Origin of the sequence: Nocardioides sp. CER19, from assembly GCF_029846275.1 — a bacterium.
In the GTDB taxonomy this organism is placed as follows: Bacteria; Actinomycetota; Actinomycetes; order Propionibacteriales; family Nocardioidaceae; genus Nocardioides.
The window spans coordinates 999,159-1,018,921 of the sequence record NZ_JARVWS010000001.1; the positions used below are offsets into that span (position 1 = coordinate 999,159).

The 19,763-nt window shown below is 72.7% G+C and carries 20 protein-coding genes; 11 read left to right on the forward strand and 9 right to left on the reverse strand.

What is annotated here, in order from left to right:
- Positions 1-11: 11 nt before the first annotated feature.
- On the reverse strand, positions 12-290 hold the full coding sequence (locus tag QDS12_RS04865; protein WP_279877339.1) for a hypothetical protein: 279 nt from the start codon (positions 288-290) through the stop codon (positions 12-14).
- 167 nt (positions 291-457) lie between these two features.
- Between QDS12_RS04865 and QDS12_RS04870 the strand changes: the two genes are divergently transcribed.
- Together QDS12_RS04870 and QDS12_RS04875 are read left to right on the forward strand one after the other, a co-directional pair.
- On the forward strand, positions 458-1,072 hold the full coding sequence (locus tag QDS12_RS04870) for a glyoxalase (protein ID WP_279877340.1): 615 nt from the start codon (positions 458-460) through the stop codon (positions 1,070-1,072).
- Between the two features lie 38 nt (positions 1,073-1,110).
- Positions 1,111-3,462 (forward strand): excinuclease ABC subunit UvrA, encoded by a 2,352-nt coding sequence (locus QDS12_RS04875; protein ID WP_279877341.1) that lies wholly within the window; start codon positions 1,111-1,113, stop codon positions 3,460-3,462.
- A 48-nt stretch (positions 3,463-3,510) separates the two neighbouring features.
- Here the strand turns inward: QDS12_RS04875 and QDS12_RS04880 are convergent, their stop codons facing one another.
- A complete protein-coding gene (locus tag QDS12_RS04880) occupies positions 3,511-4,680 on the reverse strand; it encodes an RtcB family protein (RefSeq protein WP_279877342.1) in 1,170 nt (389 codons plus the stop codon).
- Positions 4,681-4,803: 123 nt separating this feature from the next.
- Between QDS12_RS04880 and QDS12_RS04885 the strand changes: the two genes are divergently transcribed.
- The gene (locus QDS12_RS04885; RefSeq protein ID WP_279877343.1) at positions 4,804-5,520 is read left to right on the forward strand and encodes a hypothetical protein; all 717 of its coding nucleotides are present in this window, start codon (positions 4,804-4,806) and stop codon (positions 5,518-5,520) included.
- Here the strand turns inward: QDS12_RS04885 and QDS12_RS04890 are convergent.
- Together QDS12_RS04890 and QDS12_RS04895 are read right to left on the reverse strand one after the other, a co-directional pair.
- The gene (locus QDS12_RS04890) at positions 5,487-5,747 is read right to left on the reverse strand and encodes a DUF2087 domain-containing protein (RefSeq protein WP_279877344.1); all 261 of its coding nucleotides are present in this window, start codon (positions 5,745-5,747) and stop codon (positions 5,487-5,489) included. The two genes, QDS12_RS04885 and QDS12_RS04890, sit on opposite strands and share 34 nt — an antisense overlap.
- Before the next feature lie 69 nt (positions 5,748-5,816).
- Positions 5,817-7,484, reverse strand: coding sequence for a DNA repair helicase XPB (locus tag QDS12_RS04895; protein ID WP_279877345.1), 1,668 nt, complete (start codon positions 7,482-7,484; stop codon positions 5,817-5,819).
- Between QDS12_RS04895 and QDS12_RS04900 the strand changes: the two genes are divergently transcribed.
- Positions 7,483-8,652: an acyl-CoA dehydrogenase family protein gene (locus QDS12_RS04900; protein ID WP_279877346.1), complete on the forward strand. Its 1,170-nt coding sequence runs from the start codon at positions 7,483-7,485 to the stop codon at positions 8,650-8,652. The genes QDS12_RS04895 and QDS12_RS04900 overlap by 2 nt on opposite strands.
- Here QDS12_RS04900 and QDS12_RS04905 read toward each other — a convergent pair.
- Both QDS12_RS04905 and QDS12_RS04910 read right to left on the reverse strand, forming a co-directional pair.
- A complete protein-coding gene (locus QDS12_RS04905) occupies positions 8,639-9,439 on the reverse strand; it encodes a crotonase/enoyl-CoA hydratase family protein (protein ID WP_279877348.1) in 801 nt (266 codons plus the stop codon). The two genes, QDS12_RS04900 and QDS12_RS04905, sit on opposite strands and share 14 nt — an antisense overlap.
- A gap of 22 nt (positions 9,440-9,461) precedes the next feature.
- A complete protein-coding gene (locus QDS12_RS04910) occupies positions 9,462-11,696 on the reverse strand; it encodes a helicase-associated domain-containing protein (RefSeq protein ID WP_279877349.1) in 2,235 nt (744 codons plus the stop codon).
- A 42-nt stretch (positions 11,697-11,738) separates the two neighbouring features.
- On the opposite strand from QDS12_RS04910, the gene QDS12_RS04915 reads away from it, so the two are divergent.
- Positions 11,739-12,923: an FHA domain-containing protein gene (locus QDS12_RS04915; RefSeq protein ID WP_279877350.1), complete on the forward strand. Its 1,185-nt coding sequence runs from the start codon at positions 11,739-11,741 to the stop codon at positions 12,921-12,923.
- A gap of 23 nt (positions 12,924-12,946) precedes the next feature.
- Here QDS12_RS04915 and lepB read toward each other — a convergent pair whose 3' ends face one another.
- Positions 12,947-13,681, reverse strand: coding sequence for a signal peptidase I (gene lepB / locus QDS12_RS04920; RefSeq protein ID WP_279877351.1), 735 nt, complete (start codon positions 13,679-13,681; stop codon positions 12,947-12,949).
- 111 nt (positions 13,682-13,792) lie between these two features.
- Here lepB and QDS12_RS04925 point away from each other — a divergent pair, with 111 nt between their 5' ends.
- On the forward strand, positions 13,793-14,443 hold the full coding sequence (locus QDS12_RS04925) for an HAD family hydrolase (RefSeq protein WP_279877352.1): 651 nt from the start codon (positions 13,793-13,795) through the stop codon (positions 14,441-14,443).
- A 67-nt stretch (positions 14,444-14,510) separates the two neighbouring features.
- On the forward strand, positions 14,511-14,909 hold the full coding sequence (locus tag QDS12_RS04930) for a cold shock domain-containing protein (protein ID WP_279877354.1): 399 nt from the start codon (positions 14,511-14,513) through the stop codon (positions 14,907-14,909).
- A 72-nt stretch (positions 14,910-14,981) separates the two neighbouring features.
- Here the strand turns inward: QDS12_RS04930 and QDS12_RS04935 are convergent, their stop codons facing one another.
- Positions 14,982-16,388, reverse strand: coding sequence for an MFS transporter (locus QDS12_RS04935; protein WP_279877356.1), 1,407 nt, complete (start codon positions 16,386-16,388; stop codon positions 14,982-14,984).
- A gap of 59 nt (positions 16,389-16,447) precedes the next feature.
- Between QDS12_RS04935 and QDS12_RS04940 the strand changes: the two genes are divergently transcribed.
- Entirely contained in the window at positions 16,448-17,242 is a 795-nt protein-coding gene (locus tag QDS12_RS04940; RefSeq protein ID WP_279877358.1) for a DUF3027 domain-containing protein, read from the forward strand.
- A gap of 4 nt (positions 17,243-17,246) precedes the next feature.
- Here QDS12_RS04940 and QDS12_RS04945 read toward each other — a convergent pair whose 3' ends face one another.
- Entirely contained in the window at positions 17,247-17,519 is a 273-nt protein-coding gene (locus tag QDS12_RS04945; protein ID WP_279877361.1) for a DUF2530 domain-containing protein, read from the reverse strand.
- A gap of 66 nt (positions 17,520-17,585) precedes the next feature.
- On the opposite strand from QDS12_RS04945, the gene QDS12_RS04950 reads away from it, so the two are divergent.
- From QDS12_RS04950 to QDS12_RS04960, 3 genes are read left to right on the forward strand one after another with little or no spacing between them, the layout of a single operon-like run.
- Positions 17,586-18,119 (forward strand): PadR family transcriptional regulator, encoded by a 534-nt coding sequence (locus QDS12_RS04950; RefSeq protein WP_279877363.1) that lies wholly within the window; start codon positions 17,586-17,588, stop codon positions 18,117-18,119.
- A complete protein-coding gene (locus QDS12_RS04955; protein WP_279877365.1) occupies positions 18,116-18,778 on the forward strand; it encodes an ABC transporter ATP-binding protein in 663 nt (220 codons plus the stop codon). Before QDS12_RS04950 ends, QDS12_RS04955 begins: the two co-directional genes overlap by 4 nt.
- The gene (locus QDS12_RS04960; protein WP_279877366.1) at positions 18,775-19,761 is read left to right on the forward strand and encodes an FtsX-like permease family protein; all 987 of its coding nucleotides are present in this window, start codon (positions 18,775-18,777) and stop codon (positions 19,759-19,761) included. The genes QDS12_RS04955 and QDS12_RS04960 overlap by 4 nt, the downstream gene beginning before the upstream one ends.
- The last annotated feature ends 2 nt before the right edge of the window (positions 19,762-19,763 follow it).

A 19,763-nucleotide genomic window follows, 5' to 3' on the forward strand; every position in this document is an offset into this window, starting at 1 on the left:
CGAGGACGGCGTCAGGGCTTCATCCAGTGGGGGTGCGTGCGGCTGCCCTTGCAGACGTAGCGGCGGCCCTTCGCGTCCCAGCCGCTCTTGTGGTACTTCGACTTCGGGCAGAGCTGGCCGCCCCTGATGCACGACCCCGAGGACGTCCGCGTGCACGCGTGGCGGTCGAACGCCGTCGGCGCGACCGACCCGGACGGGTGAGTGGCAGCCGAGGCGGTGGGCGCGACGAGCAGCGGCGACGCAGCGAGCAGGAGCGGCACGGCGGGGCCGAGAAGGCGACGAAGGAGCACGGCACGACCGTAGGAGGAGTCGACCCTGGCCGGGGCGGGATTCGCGCAGCTCGACCAATTCGGGTCATCGGGCTGACCCAGCGGGGCCGGTCCGAAGGGGCCATGTCACATCTCTCGAGCGGCGTACGTCGACATCCCGACAAGCCCACCGAGAGGAGCTCTAGGCCATGACCACCATCGACACCATCACCATCGAAGCGCCCGACCCGACCGCCGCCGAGGCGTTCTACAAGGAGGCGTTCGACCTCGGCGACCTCCTCCGAGTCCGGCCCGCCGCGTCGCCGACGTCAGGCTTCCGCGGCTTCACGATGTCCCTCGTCGTGGCGCAGCCCGGCAACGTCGACGCTCTCGTCGGCGCGGCGCTCGAGGCCGGCGCGACCACGGTGAAGCCGACCACGAAGGGCTTCTGGGGCTACGGCGGCGTGGTCCAGGCTCCCGACGGCACGATCTGGAAGATCGCCACGTCGACGAAGAAGGACACCGCCCCGGCCAGCCGTGACGTCGACCAGGTGGTGCTGCTGCTCGGCACCGCCGACATCGTGGAGAGCAAGCGCTTCTACCTCGACCGTGGGTTGACGGTCGCCCGCAGCTTCGGCCGCAAGTACGTCGAGTTCGCCGCTGCGCCGGGCGGCGTGACGCTCGCCCTCTACGGCCGCAAGGCGCTCGCGAAGGACGCCGGCGTCCCGCAGGACGGCGAGGGCTCGCACCGGATCGCGATCGTCAGCGACGCGGGACCCTTCACCGACCCGGACGGATTCCGGTGGGAGGACGCCGCCGAATGAGGTTGGATCGGAGGGAGCCACTCGACGAGGGAGACACGATGAGCACGCCGGTCGCCGACACCCATGACGTCATCAGGGTCCAGGGCGCGCGGGAGAACAACCTCAAGGACCTCAGCGTCGAGCTGCCGAAGCGGCGGCTGACGGTGTTCACCGGCGTCTCGGGGTCGGGCAAGAGCTCGCTCGTCTTCGGCACGATCGCGGCGGAGTCGCGGCGGCTGATCGACGAGACCTACTCGACCTTCGTGCAGGGCTTCATGCCGAACCTGCCGCGGCCCGAGGTCGACGTACTCGAGGGACTCACGACGGCCATCGTGGTCGACCAGGAGCGGATGGGCGCCAACGCCCGCTCGACGCTCGGCACGGTCACCGACGCCAACGCGATGCTCCGCAGCCTGTTCAGCCGCCTCGGCGAGCCCTACATCGGCGGTCCGACCGCGTTCTCGTTCAACATCCCCACCACGAAGGCCAGCGGCGTCATGACCGGCCCGAACGGCGAGAAGAAGATCGTCAAGGACGCGGTCTACCTCGGCGGGATGTGTGCGGAGTGCGAGGGCCGCGGCACCGTGTCGGACCTCGATCTGTCGGTCATCATCGACGAGTCGAAGTCGCTGGCCGAGGGCGCGATCCTGGTGCCGGGCTACACCGCGGACGGCTGGATGGTCGCGACCTTCATCGAGTCCGGCTTCTTCGACCCGGCGAAGCCGATCGCCGACTACTCCGAGAAGGAGCGCCACGACCTGCTCTACAAGCAGACGACGAAGATCAAGGCCAAGGGCATCAACGTCAGCTATGACGGCCTGATCCCCAAGCTGCGGAAGTCCATGTTCTCCAAGGACCCCGAGTCGCTGCAGCCGCACATCAAGGCGTTCGTCGAGCGGGCCGCCGTCTTCACCACCTGCCCCGGCTGTGCCGGCACACGGCTCAACGAGTCGGCGCGCTCCTCGAAGATCAAGGGGCTCAGCATCGCCGACGTGTGCGCGATGCAGGTCACCGACGCGGCCGAGTGGCTGCGCGGCATCGAGGACAAGGGCGTGGCGCCGCTGGTCGCCCACCTGCTGCACCTGTTCGACTCCTTCGTCGAGATCGGCCTCGGCTACCTCTCCCTCGACCGTCCCTCGGGCACGCTGTCGGGCGGCGAGGCGCAGCGCACCAAGATGGTCAGGCACCTCGGATCGGCGCTCACCGACGTCACCTACGTCTTCGACGAGCCCACCGTCGGCCTGCACCCGCACGACATCGAGCGGATGAACAAGCTGCTCCTCGAGCTGCGCGACAAGGGCAACACGGTCCTCGTGGTCGAGCACAAGCCGGAGACGATCGCCATCGCCGACCACGTCGTCGACCTGGGCCCGGGCGCGGGCACCGGCGGCGGCAGTATCTGCTTCGAGGGGACCGTCGACGGGCTGCGCTCGAGCGACACCCTCACCGGGAGGCACCTCGACCACCGGGCCTCCCTCAAGGAGACGGTGCGGACGGCCGCGGAGCACCTCGAGATCCGGGGCGCCTCCACGCACAACCTGAAGGACGTGGACGTCGACGTCCCGCTCGGGGTGCTGTGCGTCGTCACCGGCGTCGCGGGCTCGGGCAAGTCGTCGCTCATCCACGGCTCGGTCGCCGGGCGCGAGGGCGTCATCGTGGTCGACCAGGGCGCCATCAAGGGCTCGCGGCGCAGCAACCCGGCGACCTACACCGGCCTGCTCGAGCCGATCCGCAAGGCGTTCGCGAAGGCCAACGGGGTCAAGCCGGCGCTGTTCTCGGCCAACTCGGAGGGCGCCTGCCCGACCTGCAAGGGCAACGGGATGATCTACACCGAGCTCGGGTTCATGGAGACCGTTGCGACCGTGTGCGAGGACTGCGGCGGCAGGCGGTTCCAGGCAGCCGTGCTCGACCTGCGCTTCGGCGGTCTCAACATCGCCGAGGTGCTCGACCTGCCGGTCGCCGAGGCGCACGCCTTCTTCGCCGCCGGGGAGGCCCGGACGCCGGCCGCCGCCGCCATCCTGGCGCGGCTCGAGGACGTCGGCCTCGGCTACCTCCGGCTCGGCCAGCCGCTCAACACGCTCTCGGGCGGCGAGCGCCAGCGCATCAAGCTCGCCACCCACATGGCCGAGAAGGGCGGCGTCTACGTCCTCGACGAGCCCACCTCAGGCCTCCACCTCGCCGACGTCGACAACCTGCTCGCCCTCCTCGACCGGCTCGTCGACGCCGGAAAGTCGGTCATCGTCATCGAGCACCACCAGGCCGTGATGGCGCACGCCGACTGGATCATCGACCTCGGCCCCGGCGCCGGCCACGACGGCGGCCGGGTCGTCTTCGAGGGCCCGCCGGCCGACCTCGTCGCAGCGCGCGCGACGGTGACCGGGCAGCACCTCGCCGCCTACGTCGGGTCCTGACGGGGACCTCGACAGGCTCGGCGGGCCTGCGCCGAGCCTGTCGAGGCGTCAGTCGCCCTTGACGTTGACGATCTGACGCAGCGTGTGCCGAACCTCGACGAGGTCGGCGGCGTCCGCCATCACCTGGTCGATGTCCTTGTAGGCAGCGGGGATCTCGTCGATGAAGGCGTCCGTGTCGCGGTACTCGATGCCGACCATCGCCGCCCGCAGGTCGTCACGGGTGAACCGCCGCCGCGCGGCGTTGCGCGAGAAGTTGCGCCCCGCGCCGTGCGGCGCCGAGTTCAGTGCCTCCGCGTTGCCGCGGCCCGAGACGACGTACGACGCCGTGCCCATGCTGCCCGGGATCAGTCCCGGCCGCCCGGCCTCGGCGTTGATCGCGCCCTTGCGTGACAGCCACACGCGCTCGCCGAAGTGGGTCTCCGGCTCGGTGTAGTTGTGGTGGCAGTTGATCTCCTCGGTGCGCTCCACCGGTCCGTCCACCCACTCGGAGAACTGCCGGACGACGCGGTCCATCATCTCCTCGCGGTTGAGCAGCGCGTAGTGCTGGGCCCACCGCATCTGGGCGATGTAGGCGTCGAACGCCCCGGTCCCCTCCTCGAGGTAGGCGAGGTCGCGGTGCGGCAGGTCGATCCCCCGGTCACGGCACCGGTCCCGAGCGACCTGGATGTGCCGCTGGGCGATCTTGTTGCCCACGCCGCGCGAGCCCGAGTGCAGGAACAGCCACACCCGGTCCTCCTCGTCGACGGTGACCTCGATGAAGTGGTTGCCCGAGCCGAGCGTGCCGAGCTGCAGGCGCCAGTCCTTCTTGACGTGCGCGGGGTCGAAGCCGGCGTCCTCCGCCTCTCGCGTCAAGAGCTCGAGCCTGCGCTCGGTGTGGTCGCGGCTGACCTTCCGGTTCGCCGCGCCCGCGTTCACCGGGATGGCGCGCTCGATCGCCTCGCGCAGGGGCCGGCGGTCGCCGGGGAGGCGGTCGCGGGTGTACTGGCTCCGCACGGCGATCATGCCGCAGCCGATGTCGACCCCGACCGCGGCCGGGATGATCGCGCCGAGGGTCGGGATGACCGAGCCCACGGTCGAGCCCAGCCCCAGGTGGGCATCCGGCATCAGCGCGAGGTGCGGGTGGATGAACGGCATGCTCGCCGTCGTCACCGCCTGGTCGCGGGTGCTGCTCTCGAGGATCGAAGCCCAGCTGAGGAGCTTCGGGGTGATCTGCTTCATCGTCGTTTCCTGCGTCGATGCCTTTCTCGTGTGTCTGGTGCCCACTCGGTGTGGGCCGACGCGTGACGTTAGGGACGAGGAAATCGGTGGTACGACGGCTTTTCCGTGTGCTGCCCTGTGCGCGTGCGGCTGACCGACGACTCCTTCCGCGCCCTGGCGAGATCGTCGCCCTGGCGCTTCTCTGCGCTGCACTTCACCCGCCGGGCGACGACCGCTCGACCGGAGGGCGCGGTCGAGGCATGGCTGCGCCGGCCGGGGTGGCTGCGGGTCCTGCTGCCGGACGGCTCGGAGCGCATCGAGACCGGCGTGCCCTACAGCAGCTCGACGTTCTCGGTCACGGCCGTCGGCGCCGTCCAGGAGATGACGAGCGAGCCGCCGCACCAGGCGGAGCCGACGTACCGTCCCGACGGGCTCGTCGCACGGCGGCCCGACGCCTGGGTCTGGAGCCACGCCGACCCGATGTTCGAGAACTACCAGTGGGTGGCCATGCTCGATCCCGCGGAGCTGGCCTCCGGCACGGTGCTTTCCGAGCTGCGTGAGGACGTCCTCTTCGGTCGTCCGGTCTGGCGGGCGCGGGCCGCCGCTGTCGACGGCTACGACCCCGTCTGCAGCTGCTGCCCGTTGCTGTGGTCCTCGGTCTCCGACGACCTCGAGTACGGCGACAGCCCTCGTCGGCCGCAGGGGCGGGCCTACCCCCAGGCTTACAACGTCGCGCTCGACGTCGGGACCGGCGTGGTCGTCTCGCTCCGACCGGTCGGCGGCTCACGGCCGGACGATTGGTTCGAGGTCGAGATCCACGGGGTCGATCAGACCGCGAACGTCCCGCCGCTGCGCCAGTAGTAGCCGTCCTCGCGGGTGAGGAACTGCTCCTCGACGAGGTAGCGGCGCAGCGCGGCGTGGTCGGGATGGAACCGCTGCAGGATCTCGACGACCTCCCGCTCGGGGTAGACCCGGCCCGGCTCGAAGGACTGGGCCAGGTGGTCGAGCACGACGAGGCGCTTCGCCCGCTTGCTGGGGATGGTGTGCAGCCGGCCGTCGGGTGTCAGGAACCGGTCGAGGGTCTCCATGCCCTCAGGCTAGATCGGTCGGCCATCCGGGGAGTGTGAGGCGCACCAGGTGCGCCGCCCCCCCCGGGATCAGGCGCCGACGTCCTCCGCGTCCACGATCCGGTAGGCGTACCCCTGCTCGGCGAGGAACCGCTGGCGGTTGGCGGCGAAGTCGGCGTCGACGGTGTCGCGCGAGACGATCGTGTAGAAGTGTGCGACCTTGCCGGGAGCGCCCGGGCGGAGCAGCCGGCCGAGCCGCTGTGCCTCCTCCTGGCGCGAGCCGAACGACCCGGAGACCTGGATGGCGATCTCGGCGGACGGCAGGTCGATGGAGAAGTTCGCGACCTTCGAGACGACCAGCAGGCCGACCTCGCCGGACCGGAAGGCGTCGTAGAGCCGCTGCCGCTCGCGCACCGGCGTCTCGCCGGAGATGACCGGGGCGTCGAGCGCGTCGGCGAGCTCGTGGAGCTGGTCGAGGTACTGGCCGATCACCAGCGTCGGCTGCCCCGCGTGCTTGGTCAGCAGCGAACGGACGACGCCGACCTTCTCGCGCGCGCAGGCGGCGAGCCGGTAGCGCTCCTCCGGGTCCGCGGTGGCGTAGGCCAGCCGGTCGGCGGACGGCAGCGTCACGCGGACCTCCACGCAGTCCGCTGGCGCGATCCAGCCCTGCGACTCGATGTCCTTCCACGGGGCGTCGTACCGCTTCGGACCGATGAGTGAGAACACATCGCCCTCGCGGCCGTCCTCGCGCACGAGCGTCGCCGTCAGCCCGATCCGCCGGCGGGCCTGGAGGTTGGCCGTCATCCGGAAGATCGGCGCGGGCAGCAGGTGCACCTCGTCGTAGACGATGAGCCCCCAGTCGCGGGCGTCGAGCAGCTCGAGGTGCGGGTAGACGCCCTTCCGCTTCGTCGTCAGGACCTGGTACGTCGCGATGGTGACCGGCCGGACCTCCTTGGTCGAGCCGGAGTACTCGCCGATCTCGTCCTCGGTCAGCGACGTGCGCCGGACCAGCTCGTCCTTCCACTGCCGGGCCGAGACGGTGTTGGTGACGAGGATGAGCGTGGTCGCCCGGGCGTGCGCCATGGCGGCCGCGCCGACCAGCGTCTTGCCCGCGCCGCAGGGGAGTACGACGACCCCGGACCCGCCGTGCCAGAACGACTCGGCCGCCTCCCGCTGGTAGGCGCGCAGCTCCCAGTCGGTCTCGTCGAGGTCGATGGCGTGCGCCTCACCGTCGACGTACCCCGCGTAGTCCTCGGCCGGCCAGCCGAGCTTGAGCAGCGCCTGCTTGAGGTTGCCGCGCTCGGAGGGGTGGACCGCGACGGTGTCGTCGTCGATGCGCGCGCCGAGCATGCCGGCGATCTTCTTGGCGCGCAGCACCTCCTCGAGGACCGGGCGGTCGGTGCTGGCGAGCACCAGCCCGTGGGTGGGGTGCTTCTCGAGCCGCAGCCGCCCGTAGCGGGCCATCGTCTCCGCGATGTCGACCAGCAGCGCGTGGGGGACCGCATAGCGGGAGTACTCCAGCAGCGCGTCGACGACCTGCTCGGCGTCGTGGCCGGCGGCGCGGGCGTTCCAGAGCCCGAGCGGCGTCAGCCGGTAGGTGTGGATGTGCTCCGGCGACCGCTCCAGCTCGGCGAACGGTGCGATCGCCTTGCGGGCGTCGCCGGCCCGTGGGTGGTCGACCTCGAGGAGCAGGGTCTTGTCGGACTGGACGATCAGGGGGCCGTCGCTCACGACAGACAAGGGTACGGTCGCGCCCATGAGTGCCCACGAGCCTGAGGTGAGCGGCGAGGACTTCGCCGAGATCCTGGCCACCACCCGCGACTTCCTCCACAGCAAGGTCCTGCCGCGGGAGAGAGAGATCATGACCGAGGACCGGATCCCCGACGACCTCCGCGCAGCGGTGGCCGACCTGGGCCTGTTCGGCTTCGCCATCCCGCAGCGCTGGGGCGGCCTCGGGCTCGACGGGCTGCAGGAGGTCGAGGTGGCGATGGAGCTGGGCTACACCTCGATCGCCGTGCGATCCATGATCGGCACCAACAACGGCATCGCCGGGCAGGTCCTCGTCAACTACGGCACCGACGAGCAGCGCGAGCAGTGGCTGGAACGGATCGCCGCCGGCGACGTCGTCGCGTCGTTCGCGCTCACCGAGCCGGGCGCCGGCTCCAACCCCGCCGGCTTGCGCACCCGGGCCGTTCGCGATGGTGAGGACTGGGTGCTCGACGGCACGAAGCGCTTCATCACCAACGCGCCGGTCGCCGACCTCTTCGTCACCTTCGCGCGGACCCGCGAGGCGACGCCGGGTGATCCCGGCATCGCTGTGTTCCTCGTGCCTGCCGCGACGCCCGGTGTCGAGGTCGGCCCCAAGGACGGCAAGATGGGCCAGGAGGGCGCTTGGACCGCCGACGTCACCTTCACGGGCGTCCGGCTGCCGGCGGCGGCGCTCGTCGGTGGCTCCGAGGAGGTCGGCTACCGGGCCGCGATGGCCTCGCTCGCCCGCGGCCGGCTGCACATCGCCGCACTCGGCGTCGGCCTGGCCCGCCGGGCCCTCGACGAGTCGGTCGCGTACGCCGCCACGGCCACCCAGGGCGGTCAGCCGATCGGCTCCTTCCAGCTCGTGCAGGCACACCTCGCCGACATGCACACCGGGGTCCAGGCCGGACAGGCCCTGGTGCGCGACTGCGCCCGCCGCTACTGGCTCGACGGCGACCGGACCGCGCCCTCGGTCGCCAAGCTCTTCTGCACCGAGATGGCGGGCCGGGTCGCCGACCTCGGCGTCCAGGTGCACGGCGGCAGCGGTTACATGCGCGGTGTCGCCGTCGAGCGGATCTACCGCGACGTACGACTGCTCCGGCTCTACGAGGGCACCAGCGAGATCCAGCGGCTGATCATCGGCGGGGCGCTGGTGAAGGGCGCTACTCCCCGGTGAACCGCGGCTGACGCTTCTCGACGAACGCGATGACCGCCTCGGCGTGGTCGGCCGTCTGGTGCATGAGCGCCTGGACGTCGGCCGACTTGTCGAGGACCTCGTCGAGGGTGAGCGTCGCGGCCTCGCGGAGCAGCTGCTTGCCGGCGCGTACGGCGACCGGCGGGTTCGCCGCGATCCGGTCGGCGATCTCCCGGGCCGCCGGCAGCAGGTCGTCGGGCGCGACCACCCGCGACACGAGCCCCCACGCCAGGGCGGTCTGGGCGTCGATGCGGTCGCCGGTGAGGGACATCTCGGCCGCCCGCGCGGCGCCCACGACCCGCGGGAGCAGGAACGCGCCGCCGTCGCCCGGGATGAGGCCGACCTTCACGAACGACTCGGCGAAGAACGCCGACGTCGAGGCGACCCGGATGTCGCACATCAGGGTGAGGTCGCAGCCGGCGCCGACCGCGGGACCGTTGACCGCGGCGATGAGCGGGACCGGACAGTGGTAGAGGGAGCGGGGGATCCGCTGGATGCCCCGCCGATAGCCGTCGGCGATCTCGGCGCCGGTGCCGCCGAACATCCCGGTCCGCTCGGCCATCGCCTTCACGTCGCCGCCGGACGAGAACGCCGGCCCGGCGCCGGTGAGGATCACCGCGCGCACCGACACATCGGCGGTCACCCGGGTCGCGGCCTCCTCGAGCGCCTCCACCATGGGGAGGTCGGAGATCGGGTTGCGGCGCTCCGGCAGGTTGAGCGTCCAGGTCTCGACGTGTCCCTCGCGGGTGATCAGCAGCGGGCCGGCCATGGGCGCGACCCTAGCGGCCCGCTCACCGCTCGACCGGCCGCACGTCCCTGATCCGGTGCACCGCGAAGGACCGGGTCTCGTCGGCCCTGCTGTCGACCGCGACCAGCTGACCGCCCTCGACCCGCATCGGCGAGACCAGCCGGTCGGCGAGGGTGCCGTGGTTGTCGACGTACGTGATGACGACCGAGGTCGAGGTCTCCACCGCCTCACGCAGGGCGGCGAGCGCGTCGGCGGGGGTGAGCTGCGTCGAGGAGCGGCCGGAGGCGGCGGCCTCGTCGCCCGCGCGGATGGCCCGCGCGACCGCGGCGGCCCGCGCCGACTCGCGGGCGTCGACGGCCGCGGGGCGGCGCGCCCGGGGCGTCCGCGCGCGCAGCTGGTCGGGCCGGGCGACGTGCACCGAGCCGTCGGCCGCCTCGACGACGGGGGCCGCGCCGAGCTCGCGCAGCCGGGGGAGGAGTACGTCGATCGGCGTGGTGGAGATGAGCACGGTCGGCGCGATCCGCCGCAGCCCGAGCGTCCCCGCCTTCGGGTGGTGGAGGAGCTCGGTCAGCGCCGTCTCGTCGTCGGCGCGCAGGAACGCCTCGGCGTACCCGACCCTGATCGAGCCGAACGTCCGCGCGGCATCGTCCACGAGGTAGGTGAGCGGCTGGGGGACCGGCGTGCGCGACACCGAGGCGAGGAAGCCGTGCACCTCCGCCGCGCTCCACCCGGCGTCGAGCGCGCGCCGGACGGTGGCCGGCGTGAAGCGGTAGACCGTGGCGCCCCCGCGCGACTCCACCTCGGCGATGAGCTGGAGGCTGCGGGCGAGCGCCGGCTCGAGCGGTCCCGGCGCGACGGCGGTGAGGTCGGCCTGCAGCAGCACGTGGTCGACGGGGTCGGGCAGCAGCTCGGCCAGCCAGGGCACCGGGTCGCCGCCGTCGACGAGTGCACGGGCGTACGACGCCAGGCCCTCCAGCCCCGTCACGCCGAGCGTCGCCGCCTCGGTCAGCGCGTGCACGACCTGGTCGGTGCGCTGGCGCGGTCGGCGCGGCCGCAGCCAGCCGAGCCGGGCGACCAGCCCGGGCACGCCGGTCCCGGCTGCCAGCACCTCGTCGTCGGGGAGCAGCGCGAGCTGGGCCAGCATCATCCGGCGTGTCTCGCGGGCCAGTGGGCTGACGAGCTCGGGGACGAGGGCGTTCCACACCTTGCCCGCCGGATCGCGCTCGCCGACCAGGCTCGGCGTGCGGTCGCTCGCGAGCCACGCGCCAGCGAGACCCGCCCAGCGCTCCGCCACGGGCTGCCCGCACCACGTGTCGAACAGGTCGGTCGGCAGCCACGCGGGGTTGCCGTCGGGGTCGGCGGCGGTCGTGACCAGGCCCGCCTCGTGGGCGACCTCGGCGAGGAGCGCCGCGGTCGGCTCGTCGACGTGCAGACGGGCGGCGGTCGCCCGCAGGTCGCGGACGCTCAGGCCGCCCGAGCGCAGCGCCGCCGGCGGGGCGGCGCCCCAGCCGTCGACGAGCAGCTCGACGCGGCGTACCGCCTCGAAGGCGGCCCCGGCCGCCACCTTGTCCACCAGCGACCGTGCGCGCGGCGACGTCGGCACCTCGGGCGCGACGTCCACGGGCTCGGCGGTCGTGTGGCCGCGTACCGCGATGCCTGCCTCACCCGGCACGGTCATCGGGCCGCCGGAGCGCGGGACGAGGAGCCCGCGGGCGATGAGCTCCTCGGCCGGGGTGGCGGCCTCGGCGACCGACACCGTGGTCCGCGCGCTGCTGATCGCCTCGCCGCCGGCGTCGACGACGTGCTCGAGCATCGCCCGAGCAGCGGGTGACACCTCCTCGACGAGGGCGCTTACGTCGCCCGGCGACCGTGGCGTGGCGGACACCGACCGCAGCCCGCTGACCGGTCCCAGCGCCTCGGCGACGCCGGTCAGCGCGCGCAGCCCGACGTGCGACTCCCAGACCAGGGCCAGGTCCAGCAGCCTCTCCAGCGCCGCGCGGACCGTCGCCCTCTCGGCGTTGACGACGTCCTCCAGCTGCTCGGCCGAGGCGTGCTGCAGGACGACGACGGCGTCGAGGACGACGAGCTCGGGACGGCTCAGCTGGTCGAGGGCGCGCACCAGCGAGGCGCGGGTCGCGGCTCGTGAGGCGAGCTGCCCGGAGTCCTGCGGCGCGGGCGCCGCCAGGTCGGGTCGGGCGAGCAGCAGGTGCGACAACCGCTCGTCCGGCCAGGCGCGCAGCTGGTCGGCGAGCGAACGGAATCCGCTGCCTGTACTCATCCTTCCAAGGTTAGAGGTCGCAAATGTGGTGGGATGTGCCCTGTGACTGATCGGACCTTCTCCTACCAGCCGGGCGGCTGGTTCGGGATCGTGGGCGAGCACGCCACCGTGCTGCTGCCCGGCACCGAGAAGGCGCGCGCCGGCGCGCTCTGGGTGCTGGTTGACGACGGGGCCGGTTTCGACGCGGTCCTCGACGCCTTGGTGGCCGACGGATTGTCGTCGCTGCCGGGCTTCCTGCTGCTCGGGACCGACGGCGAGACGACCAGGGTCGTCATCCGTGGCGACGCCGAGGCGACGTTCGAGGCCGCCGAGGGCACGGTGCACGTCGCCGGCTCCGGCGGCTCGATGTGGGTCGAGCGGGTGCTCCACGAGGTCAGCCACCTCTCGGTGACGCTCCCGGACGAGGTCCCGGACGGTCCGGAGCTGACCGTCACCGCCGGTCTCGTCCGCCTCGCCTCGCTCGAGTCGCCCAGTCACGCCGCCGCTCCGGCGCCGCGGCCCCCCGCACCGCCGGTCCCCTCGGCACCGCCGGCCCCGCCAGCCCCCAGGCTCGAGCTGGTCCCGGATCCGCTCACCGACGACCTGGACCTGCCCCCGCACCACGACGAGGCGCCGACCGACGAGAACGTGCTCGGCGAGCCGCCGGCGTGGACGCCGCCGACGGCGGTGCCCCCGCCGCCGCCGCCCATCGTGCCGGTGATGCCGCCGCCTCCGCCGCCGACCATCCCCCCGCCGCCCCCGCCGCCCGCGCCGCCGGCGCCGCCGGCCTGGGCCGACGAGCTCACGGAGCAGATCCCGGCGACCCCGCCCGCGCCGGAGTTCGAGTCCGAGCCGGAGCCGGAACCTGAGGACGAGCCGTCCTGGGAGCGTCCGGGCGCGGTGGCGCACCTGTCGTTCTCCAGCGGTGCCGAGATCGACGTGGAGCGCCTGGTCGTCATCGGCCGGGCGCCCGACGCCGGGCGGTTCCCGGCCCACGAGGAGCCGATGCTCGTGACGGTGCCGAGTCCCCACTCGGAGATCTCCTCGACCCACGTCGAGGTGCGCCCCGGCACGGGCGACGACCACGGCACGGCCGTCGTCACCGACCTCGGCTCGACCAACGGCACGCTGCTCGTGCAGCCGGGTCAGCGGCCGGAGGAGCTGCGGGCCGGCGTACCCGTCGTCCTGCAGATCGGCGCCATGATCGACCTCGGCGACGGACTCACGATCCGGGTCACCGAGGCCTGAGCGCCAGCCCCGGGTGCGGGGGGTCAGTCCTTCTTCGCCGGCTCCGCGATGTCGTCGAAGACAGCGGGCCGGTGGATGATCCGCGCGTGGCCGAGCGGCCACACCAGGGCGACGACCTTGCCGACCACGAGGTCGGTCGAGACGTAGGCGTCGTTCTTGTCGCAGTCGGGGCCGTCATCGGCGGTGCACAGGTGGAACGAGCTGTCCGCCGACTCGTCCCGGTTGTCGCCCATCACGAAGAGCTTGCCCTTCGGGACGGTCGCCGACCAGCCGGAGCAGCCCGCCATCGGCCCGTCGCAGTCCTGCTGCGGGTCGATGAAGGAGTCCTCGGCGAGCGGCGTGCCGTTGACCGTGATCCGCCCCTCCTTGTCGCAGCAGACGACGGTGTCGCCGCCGACTCCGATCACCCGCTTCACGAGGTGACCGCCTGAGGGGTAGAGGCCGATCTTGGCGAGGGTCTTCGCGAAGACCCCGGACGGGCCGGCGTCCTCGTTCTCGTCGAGCCAGTCACCCGGGTCCTCGAAGACGATGATGTCGCCGCGCTGCGGGCCGCCGCGCCAGTACGACGGCTTCTCGACGAGGATCCGGTCGTTGACCTTCAGCCCCGGCTCCATCGAGCCGGACGGGATGTAGAACGCCTGGACGAAGAACGTCTTGACGATGACCGCGAGCCCGACCGCGACGACCAGGAGGATGACCGTCTCCCGGATGACCTTCCAGGAGCCGCTGGTCGCGCCGGTGCGCTCGTCAGTTGTCACAGCGGGACCCTAGAGGATGCGCCCAAGGCTGTCGCTGACCCGCGTCGTCGCCGGCGCGGGCGTCGTGCTCCTGATGTGGCTGCGCCGGAGGCGGCGTCTAGCATCGTCGCCGTGAACGAGTCGGGGCAGCTGGTGGTGGGGTTCGACCTCGACATGACCCTCATCGACACGGTGCCGGGCTTCCGTGACGTCCTCGTGGCGCTGGGCGACGAGCTCGGCGTCGAGTTCCCGGTCGAGGAGATGACCTCCAAGCTCGGGCCGCCGCTCGACATCCTGCTGGCGCCCTACCTGCCGGCGGACCAGATCGCGGCGGCCGGCGAGCGCTTCCGCTCGCTCTATCCCGACCACGCGATCACGAACGTGCCGGCGTTCGCCGGTGCGCACGACGCGCTCGCGGCGGTCCGCAAGCACGCGGGTCGGGTGGTGGTCGTGACCGGTAAGTACGCCGCCAACGCCCAGCTCCACGTCGACCACGTCGGCTTCGAGATCGACCACCTCGAGGGCTGGGTGTGGGGCGTCGGCAAGGCCGACGTACTCATGCGTGAGGGCGCCAGCATCTACGTCGGCGACCACGTCCACGACGTCGAGGGCGCCCTCGCGGCCGGTGTCGTCAGCGTCTCGGTCCTGACCGGCGGTTGCACCCGAGCCGAGCTCGAGGACGCGGGTACCCACGTCATCCTCGACGACCTCTCGCAGTTCCCGGCATGGCTCGACGGCCACCTCGCTGGAACGAGCGAGCGCCGCCCGCAGTCGCTCGGCTAGGCTCTGTCGACCCGGACGTGGTCGATCGCCGGGAGCAACGTCACGCGAGCAAGAAGAGGTCAGTCCGGTGCCCACTGGCAAGGTGAAGTGGTTCGACGCGGAGAAGGGTTTCGGCTTCCTGTCCCAGGAAGACGGTCCTGACGTCTACGTCCACGCCGACGCCCTCCCGGCCGGCGTTGCCAAGACGCTCAAGGCCGGAACCCGCGTCGAGTTCGGCATCGCCCAGGGCCGTCGCGGTGACCAGGCGCTCCAGGTGCACATCCTCGACAAGCAGCCCTCGGTGTCGCGCAACGTCGCGGCCGCCAAGCGGCGCAAGCCCGAGGAGATGACCCTCATCGTCGAGAACGTCATCAAGCTGCTCGAGGACATCCGCGAGGGCTACGAGCACGGGCGCCCGCCGAGCCGCGACCTCGCGAAGAAGGTCAGCCCCGCTCTGCGCGTGCTCGCGGACGAGTTCGAGCTCTGACCGCTCGCTGCATGCCCATCGAGGTATGCAGCCGAAGGTGCACTTCCCGCGCGGAGCTCCGCACGGGAGGTGTCAGCTCGTCTGCATACCTCGATGGGCATCCACGCCCCGCGGCCGCGACGCCAGCACGTAGAGCGCCCACGCGCTGAGTACGGCGCCCGCGACCCCGAGCCCCAAGTGCGCGTGGAGCGGCAGCGCGATGCCCACGAACCCGCCGACGACCCACGCCAGCTGCAGCGTGGTGTCCGACCGCGCGAACGCCGAGGCCTGGACCGAGCTCGGGATGTGCTCCTGGATCGAGGAGTCGAGCGAGAACTTCGCCAGCGCCTGACCCAGGCCCGTGACCAGGCCGAGGACCGCGAGCAGCGGCACCGAGTAGAGCAGGGCCGCCGCCAGGGCGACGAGCGCGTCGGCGACCATCACGGCGGAGACGGCGACCGCGGGCCGGATGCGTCTCACCAGCGAGGCGGCCACGACACCGAGGAAGTTGCCGACGCCGGCCGAGCCGGCGACGATCGCGAGCAGCACCGTCGACGACCAGCCCTCGATCGGGTGCTCCTGGAGCAGGAACGCCATGAACATCAGCAGGAAGCCGTAGAGCCACTTGGGCGCGCAGTTGGCCCGCAGTGCGTAGGACACGGTGGCGGGCATCCGCATGCGCAGCCCGCCCCCGGCGGTGTCGCCCTCCCCGCGGAAGCTGAGCCGGCCCTCGCCCGCGCTCGAGTCGACCTTCGACGGCAGCCGGATCGCCGCGATGGTGGCCACGACGAAGAGCAGGAAGGCGTAGCGCAGGTCCCAGTCCGGCCCGGCGAGCGAGGCCAGACCGGCCAGCGGCGCCGAGACCGCGACGCCGACGATGCCGGCCATCGAGACCCGCCCGTTGGCCTTGACGAGGGTGAAGTCGCGGGGGAGCAGCCGGGGTACGGCGGCCGCCCGTGTGACGCCGTAGGCCTTCGAGGCGACGAGGACGCCGAGCGCCGCCGGGAACATCACCGGCGACTGGTCGGGGAGCGCCCCGGCGAGCACCCAGCACAGGAACGCGCGGACGGCCATCGTCGCGCCGATCGCCCACCGGCGGCCGTAGGCGAACCTGTCCAGGAAGGGGCCGATCAGCGGCGCCACGATCGCGAACGGCAGCATCGTGAGGCCGAGGAAGAGCGCCACGCTCTCGCGGGAGGAGTGGCCGTCGCCGCTCGGTACCTGGAAGAACAGCGAGCCGGCGAGCGAGATCGCCACCGCGGCGTCGCCGGCGGTGTTGAACGCGTGCATCTCGAGGAGCCGGTTGAGACCCGAGTCGGCGGCCCCCTGGGCGTCGGCCGCCCGCCGGGCCTGCCGGAACAAGTAGCGGCCGAACCGGCCCACGCCGCGCGCCGACGCTCCGAGCCCGTGGGCGACGCTGCGGCCCGCCGAGCGACCCGGCTCCGCCTGCTCACCCGGGTCCGGGTGCCAGTGCTGGTCCTGGTCGTGCTGAGCCGTCACGGCTCCATCCTGCCCGTTCTCACCCCCCGAACTGACACCAGACCGCCAGATGCGTGAAGATGTCGCTCGTGAGCAGCCAGGTGAGCCAGACCGACGAGCCGACCGGGGTCGGCGCGGTCGATGCCGCGCGGACCGCCCTCATCGAGGAGGTCGGCAGCGCCGACGTCGGCGCACACCTCGGCCACGTCGTCGAGGGACCGGCCGGGGACGACGCCGTCGTCACCCACCTCTTCGCCTGCGAGCGGGCCGGGTACGTCGGCTGGCACTGGTCGGTCACGCTCGTCCAGCTCCCGGGTGAGACGCCGACGATCGACGAGCTCGTGCTCATCCCGGGCGACCGGGCGATCGTCGCGCCCGCCTGGGTCCCCTACCGCGACCGCATCCAGCCCGGCGACCTGTCGCCCGGCGACCTGCTGCCGGTCGCCGACGACGACCCGCGGCTCGTGCCGACGTACGCCTTCGGCGACGACCCGCTCGACGCCGACGCCAAGGCCCAGGTCCGCCAGGTCGCCCAGGAGCTCGGCCTCGGCCGGGTCCGCACGCTCTCGATCGAGGGCCTCGACGGCGCCGCGCAGCGTTGGTACGCCGGCCAGGCCGGCCCGGCGGCGCCCGTCGCCCAGTCGGCGCCGCACCACTGCTACTCCTGCGGCTTCCTCGTCCGGATCTCCGGCTCGCTCGGCGCCAGCTTCGGCGTGTGCGCCAACGGGGACGCCAACGACGACGGCCGCGTCGTCAGCATGGACCACGGCTGCGGTGCCCACTCCGAGGTACGCCTGGCGAAGAAGCACGAGCCCAAGCCGCTCCCGGAGCCGGTCGTCGACGAGCTGACGCTCGACCTGCTCGAGACCTTCTGAGCCGTCAGCGCCGTCCCTGGCGCAGCGCCCGGCGGCGGCAGATCTCGATGCCGATGAGCCCGAGGCCGAAGCCGGCCATGCAGGTCCAGAGCCACCACACGCGCCCGGCGTCGGCCAGCCGGTCGTAGAACGGGAGCAGGCCGACGAAGGCCACGGCCCACAGCGCCGTCCCCACGATGAGGGTCCGGACGCCGTCCACGTCGAGCGGCGCGACGTCGGCGATCAGGTAGGTCTTCTTGCCGATGCGGTGCGCGGCGGGCTCGTCGTACTCCTCCACGGGGCTCAACCTACCGGCACGGCCAACTACTCACTGAGTGTATTCATCGTGTGTATAGTCGCCGCCATGAGTGTCGCCCACGTCCTCCTGGGCGTGCTCGCCGACGGTCCGGCCCACGGCTACGACCTGAAGCGCGAGCACGACGCGCGCTTCCCCGGTGCCAAGGAGCTGCCGTACGGGCAGGTGTACGCCGCGCTCCAGCGGCTCGAGCGCGACGGGTTCGTCGAGGTGGCCGAGACGACCCGCGACGGCGGGCCCGAGCGCACGGTCTACGCGGTCACGGCCGAGGGCCGCGGCGAGCTGGCCGGCTGGCTGGAGCAGACCGAGCCGGCCGGCCCGTACGCCGCCGACGAGCTGGTCCGCAAGACCGTGACCGCCCTGCGGCTCGGCGCCGACGCGGCCGGTTTCCTCCGACGCCAGCGCAGCGTCCACCTCGCGCGGATGAAGGTCCTGCTCGCCGAGCTCGACGCGACGACCGACGCGGCCGGGCGGATCGCTGTCGACCACACGATCTCCCACCTCGACGCAGATCTGAGGTGGTTGGAAGCCGCGGCGGCGCGGATCGCCGACGGCAGGGCCGAGCGAAGGGCGGGGGCATGAGCGAGGTACTCATCGAGGCGCGGGGCGTGCGCAAGGCGTACGGCCGCACCGAGGCGCTGCGGGGCGTGAACGTCACCGTCGAGGCGGGGGAGACGGTGGCGATCACGGGGCCGTCGGGCAGCGGCAAGTCCTCGCTCCTGCTCACGCTGGCCGGCGTCCTGCGGCCCGAGGCCGGCGAGGTGCTCTATGACGGCACCCGCCTCGACGACCTCGACGAGCGCACCCGCACGCGGCTGCGGCGACGCCACTTCGGCGTCGTGCTGCAGTTCGGCCAGCTCGTTCCGGAGCTGACCGCCGTGCAGAACGTCGCGCTGCCGCTCCTCCTCGAGCGCCACGACCGGCGGGCGTCCGAGCGGATCGCGCTCGGCTGGCTCGAGCGCCTCGGCGCCGAGGCTCTCGCCGATGCGCTGCCGGGTGAGCTGTCCGGCGGCGAGGCGCAGCGGGTGGCCGCCGCCCGGGCGCTGGTGACCGGACCCCGGGTCGTCTTCGCGGACGAGCCGACCGGGGCGCTCGACACCGTTGGCGGCGAGCACCTGCTCGACGAGCTGATGGGTGCGGTGAAGGAGACCCAGGCGACGTTCCTCCTGGTCACTCATGACAACCGCGTGGCCGCCCGCGCCGACCGTGAGATCGTGCTCCGCGACGGAGCGGTGGAGTGATCCGGCTCGGGGTGCGCCTGGCGTTCTCGGGAGGCTGGGGTCGCCCGGCGCTGCTCGCGGCCTGCACGGCGGTCGTCTCCGGGCTGCTGCTGGTCGCCGTCGCTCTGCTGCGGGTCCGGGGCTACGCCCAGGAGCCGCTGTGGACGGTGGCGGCGGAGCCCGGCACGCGTGGCGGCATGGTGTTCGCGGTCGTCATGCTCGGGCTCCCGCCCCTGCTCCTGCTCTACCAGGCGGTCCGACTGGGGACCGCGCGGCGGGAGCGTCGGCTGGCCGCGCTCCGGCTCGCGGGCGCCACCCCCGGAGAGGTCCGGGCGGTCGGGGCGGTGGAGGTCGGCGTACCCGCCCTCCTCGGCAGCCTGCTCGGCATCGGCGTCTACCTGCTGCTGCGCCAGCTCCTCGGCACGGGTGAGCAGGCCGCCACGGGCTGGTTCGTCTATGCCGACCCCGGCGACACGGGGTCGGCGGACTTCCTCGCCTACTCCGGCACCGGACCCGGCCTGGTGCCGACCCTGACGATGCCGTTGTGGTGGCAGTACGTCGCCGTGGTCGGCGGCGTCACGATGCTCGGCGTGGCCGTCGGCCTGATGGCGGGTCGCGGCGTCCGCGTGACGCCGCTCGGGGTCGTCAGGCGGGCGCCGAAGGGCGCGCCGCGGCCGTGGGGTCTCCTGCTGGTCGTGGCCGGCCTCGCGGTCGGGGCCGGGCTGATCGGGATGAGCTCGGGCGGCTCGCAGGTCCTCGGCGTCACCTGCGTCGCGCTGCTCCTCCTGGGCGTGGTCAGCCTGTCGTCGTGGTCGGCCGCCCTCGTCGGCCGTCGGGTCGCGGCGCGGGCGTCTCGCGCGCACGTGCTGCTGGCCGCACGTCGGCTCGCGACCGACCCGCGGTCGTCCGCGAGAGCGGGCGCCGCGGTCGGCGGCATCGCGCTCGTGGCCGGTGGATCGGCCGGCTTCCTGGCTGACGTGCGCTACAGCAACGGCGGTGACTAAGA

Bases quoted from the DNA above. Each gene is read 5' to 3' on its own strand.
- QDS12_RS04870 (WP_279877340.1), top strand. From the start codon at position 458: ATGACCACCATCGACACCATCACCATCGAAGCGCCCGACCCGACCGCC.
- QDS12_RS04940 (WP_279877358.1), top strand. From the start codon at position 16,448: ATGTCGCTCGTGAGCAGCCAGGTGAGCCAGACCGACGAGCCGACCGGG.
- QDS12_RS04900 (WP_279877346.1), top strand. From the start codon at position 7,483: ATGAGTGCCCACGAGCCTGAGGTGAGCGGCGAGGACTTCGCCGAGATC.
- QDS12_RS04955 (WP_279877365.1), top strand. From the start codon at position 18,116: ATGAGCGAGGTACTCATCGAGGCGCGGGGCGTGCGCAAGGCGTACGGC.
- QDS12_RS04875 (WP_279877341.1), top strand. From the start codon at position 1,111: ATGAGCACGCCGGTCGCCGACACCCATGACGTCATCAGGGTCCAGGGC.
- QDS12_RS04950 (WP_279877363.1), top strand. From the start codon at position 17,586: ATGAGTGTCGCCCACGTCCTCCTGGGCGTGCTCGCCGACGGTCCGGCC.
- QDS12_RS04905 (WP_279877348.1), bottom strand. From the start codon at position 9,439: ATGGCCGGCCCGCTGCTGATCACCCGCGAGGGACACGTCGAGACCTGG.
- QDS12_RS04890 (WP_279877344.1), bottom strand. From the start codon at position 5,747: ATGGAGACCCTCGACCGGTTCCTGACACCCGACGGCCGGCTGCACACC.
- QDS12_RS04895 (WP_279877345.1), bottom strand. From the start codon at position 7,484: ATGGGCGCGACCGTACCCTTGTCTGTCGTGAGCGACGGCCCCCTGATC.
- QDS12_RS04880 (WP_279877342.1), bottom strand. From the start codon at position 4,680: ATGAAGCAGATCACCCCGAAGCTCCTCAGCTGGGCTTCGATCCTCGAG.
- QDS12_RS04910 (WP_279877349.1), bottom strand. From the start codon at position 11,696: ATGAGTACAGGCAGCGGATTCCGTTCGCTCGCCGACCAGCTGCGCGCC.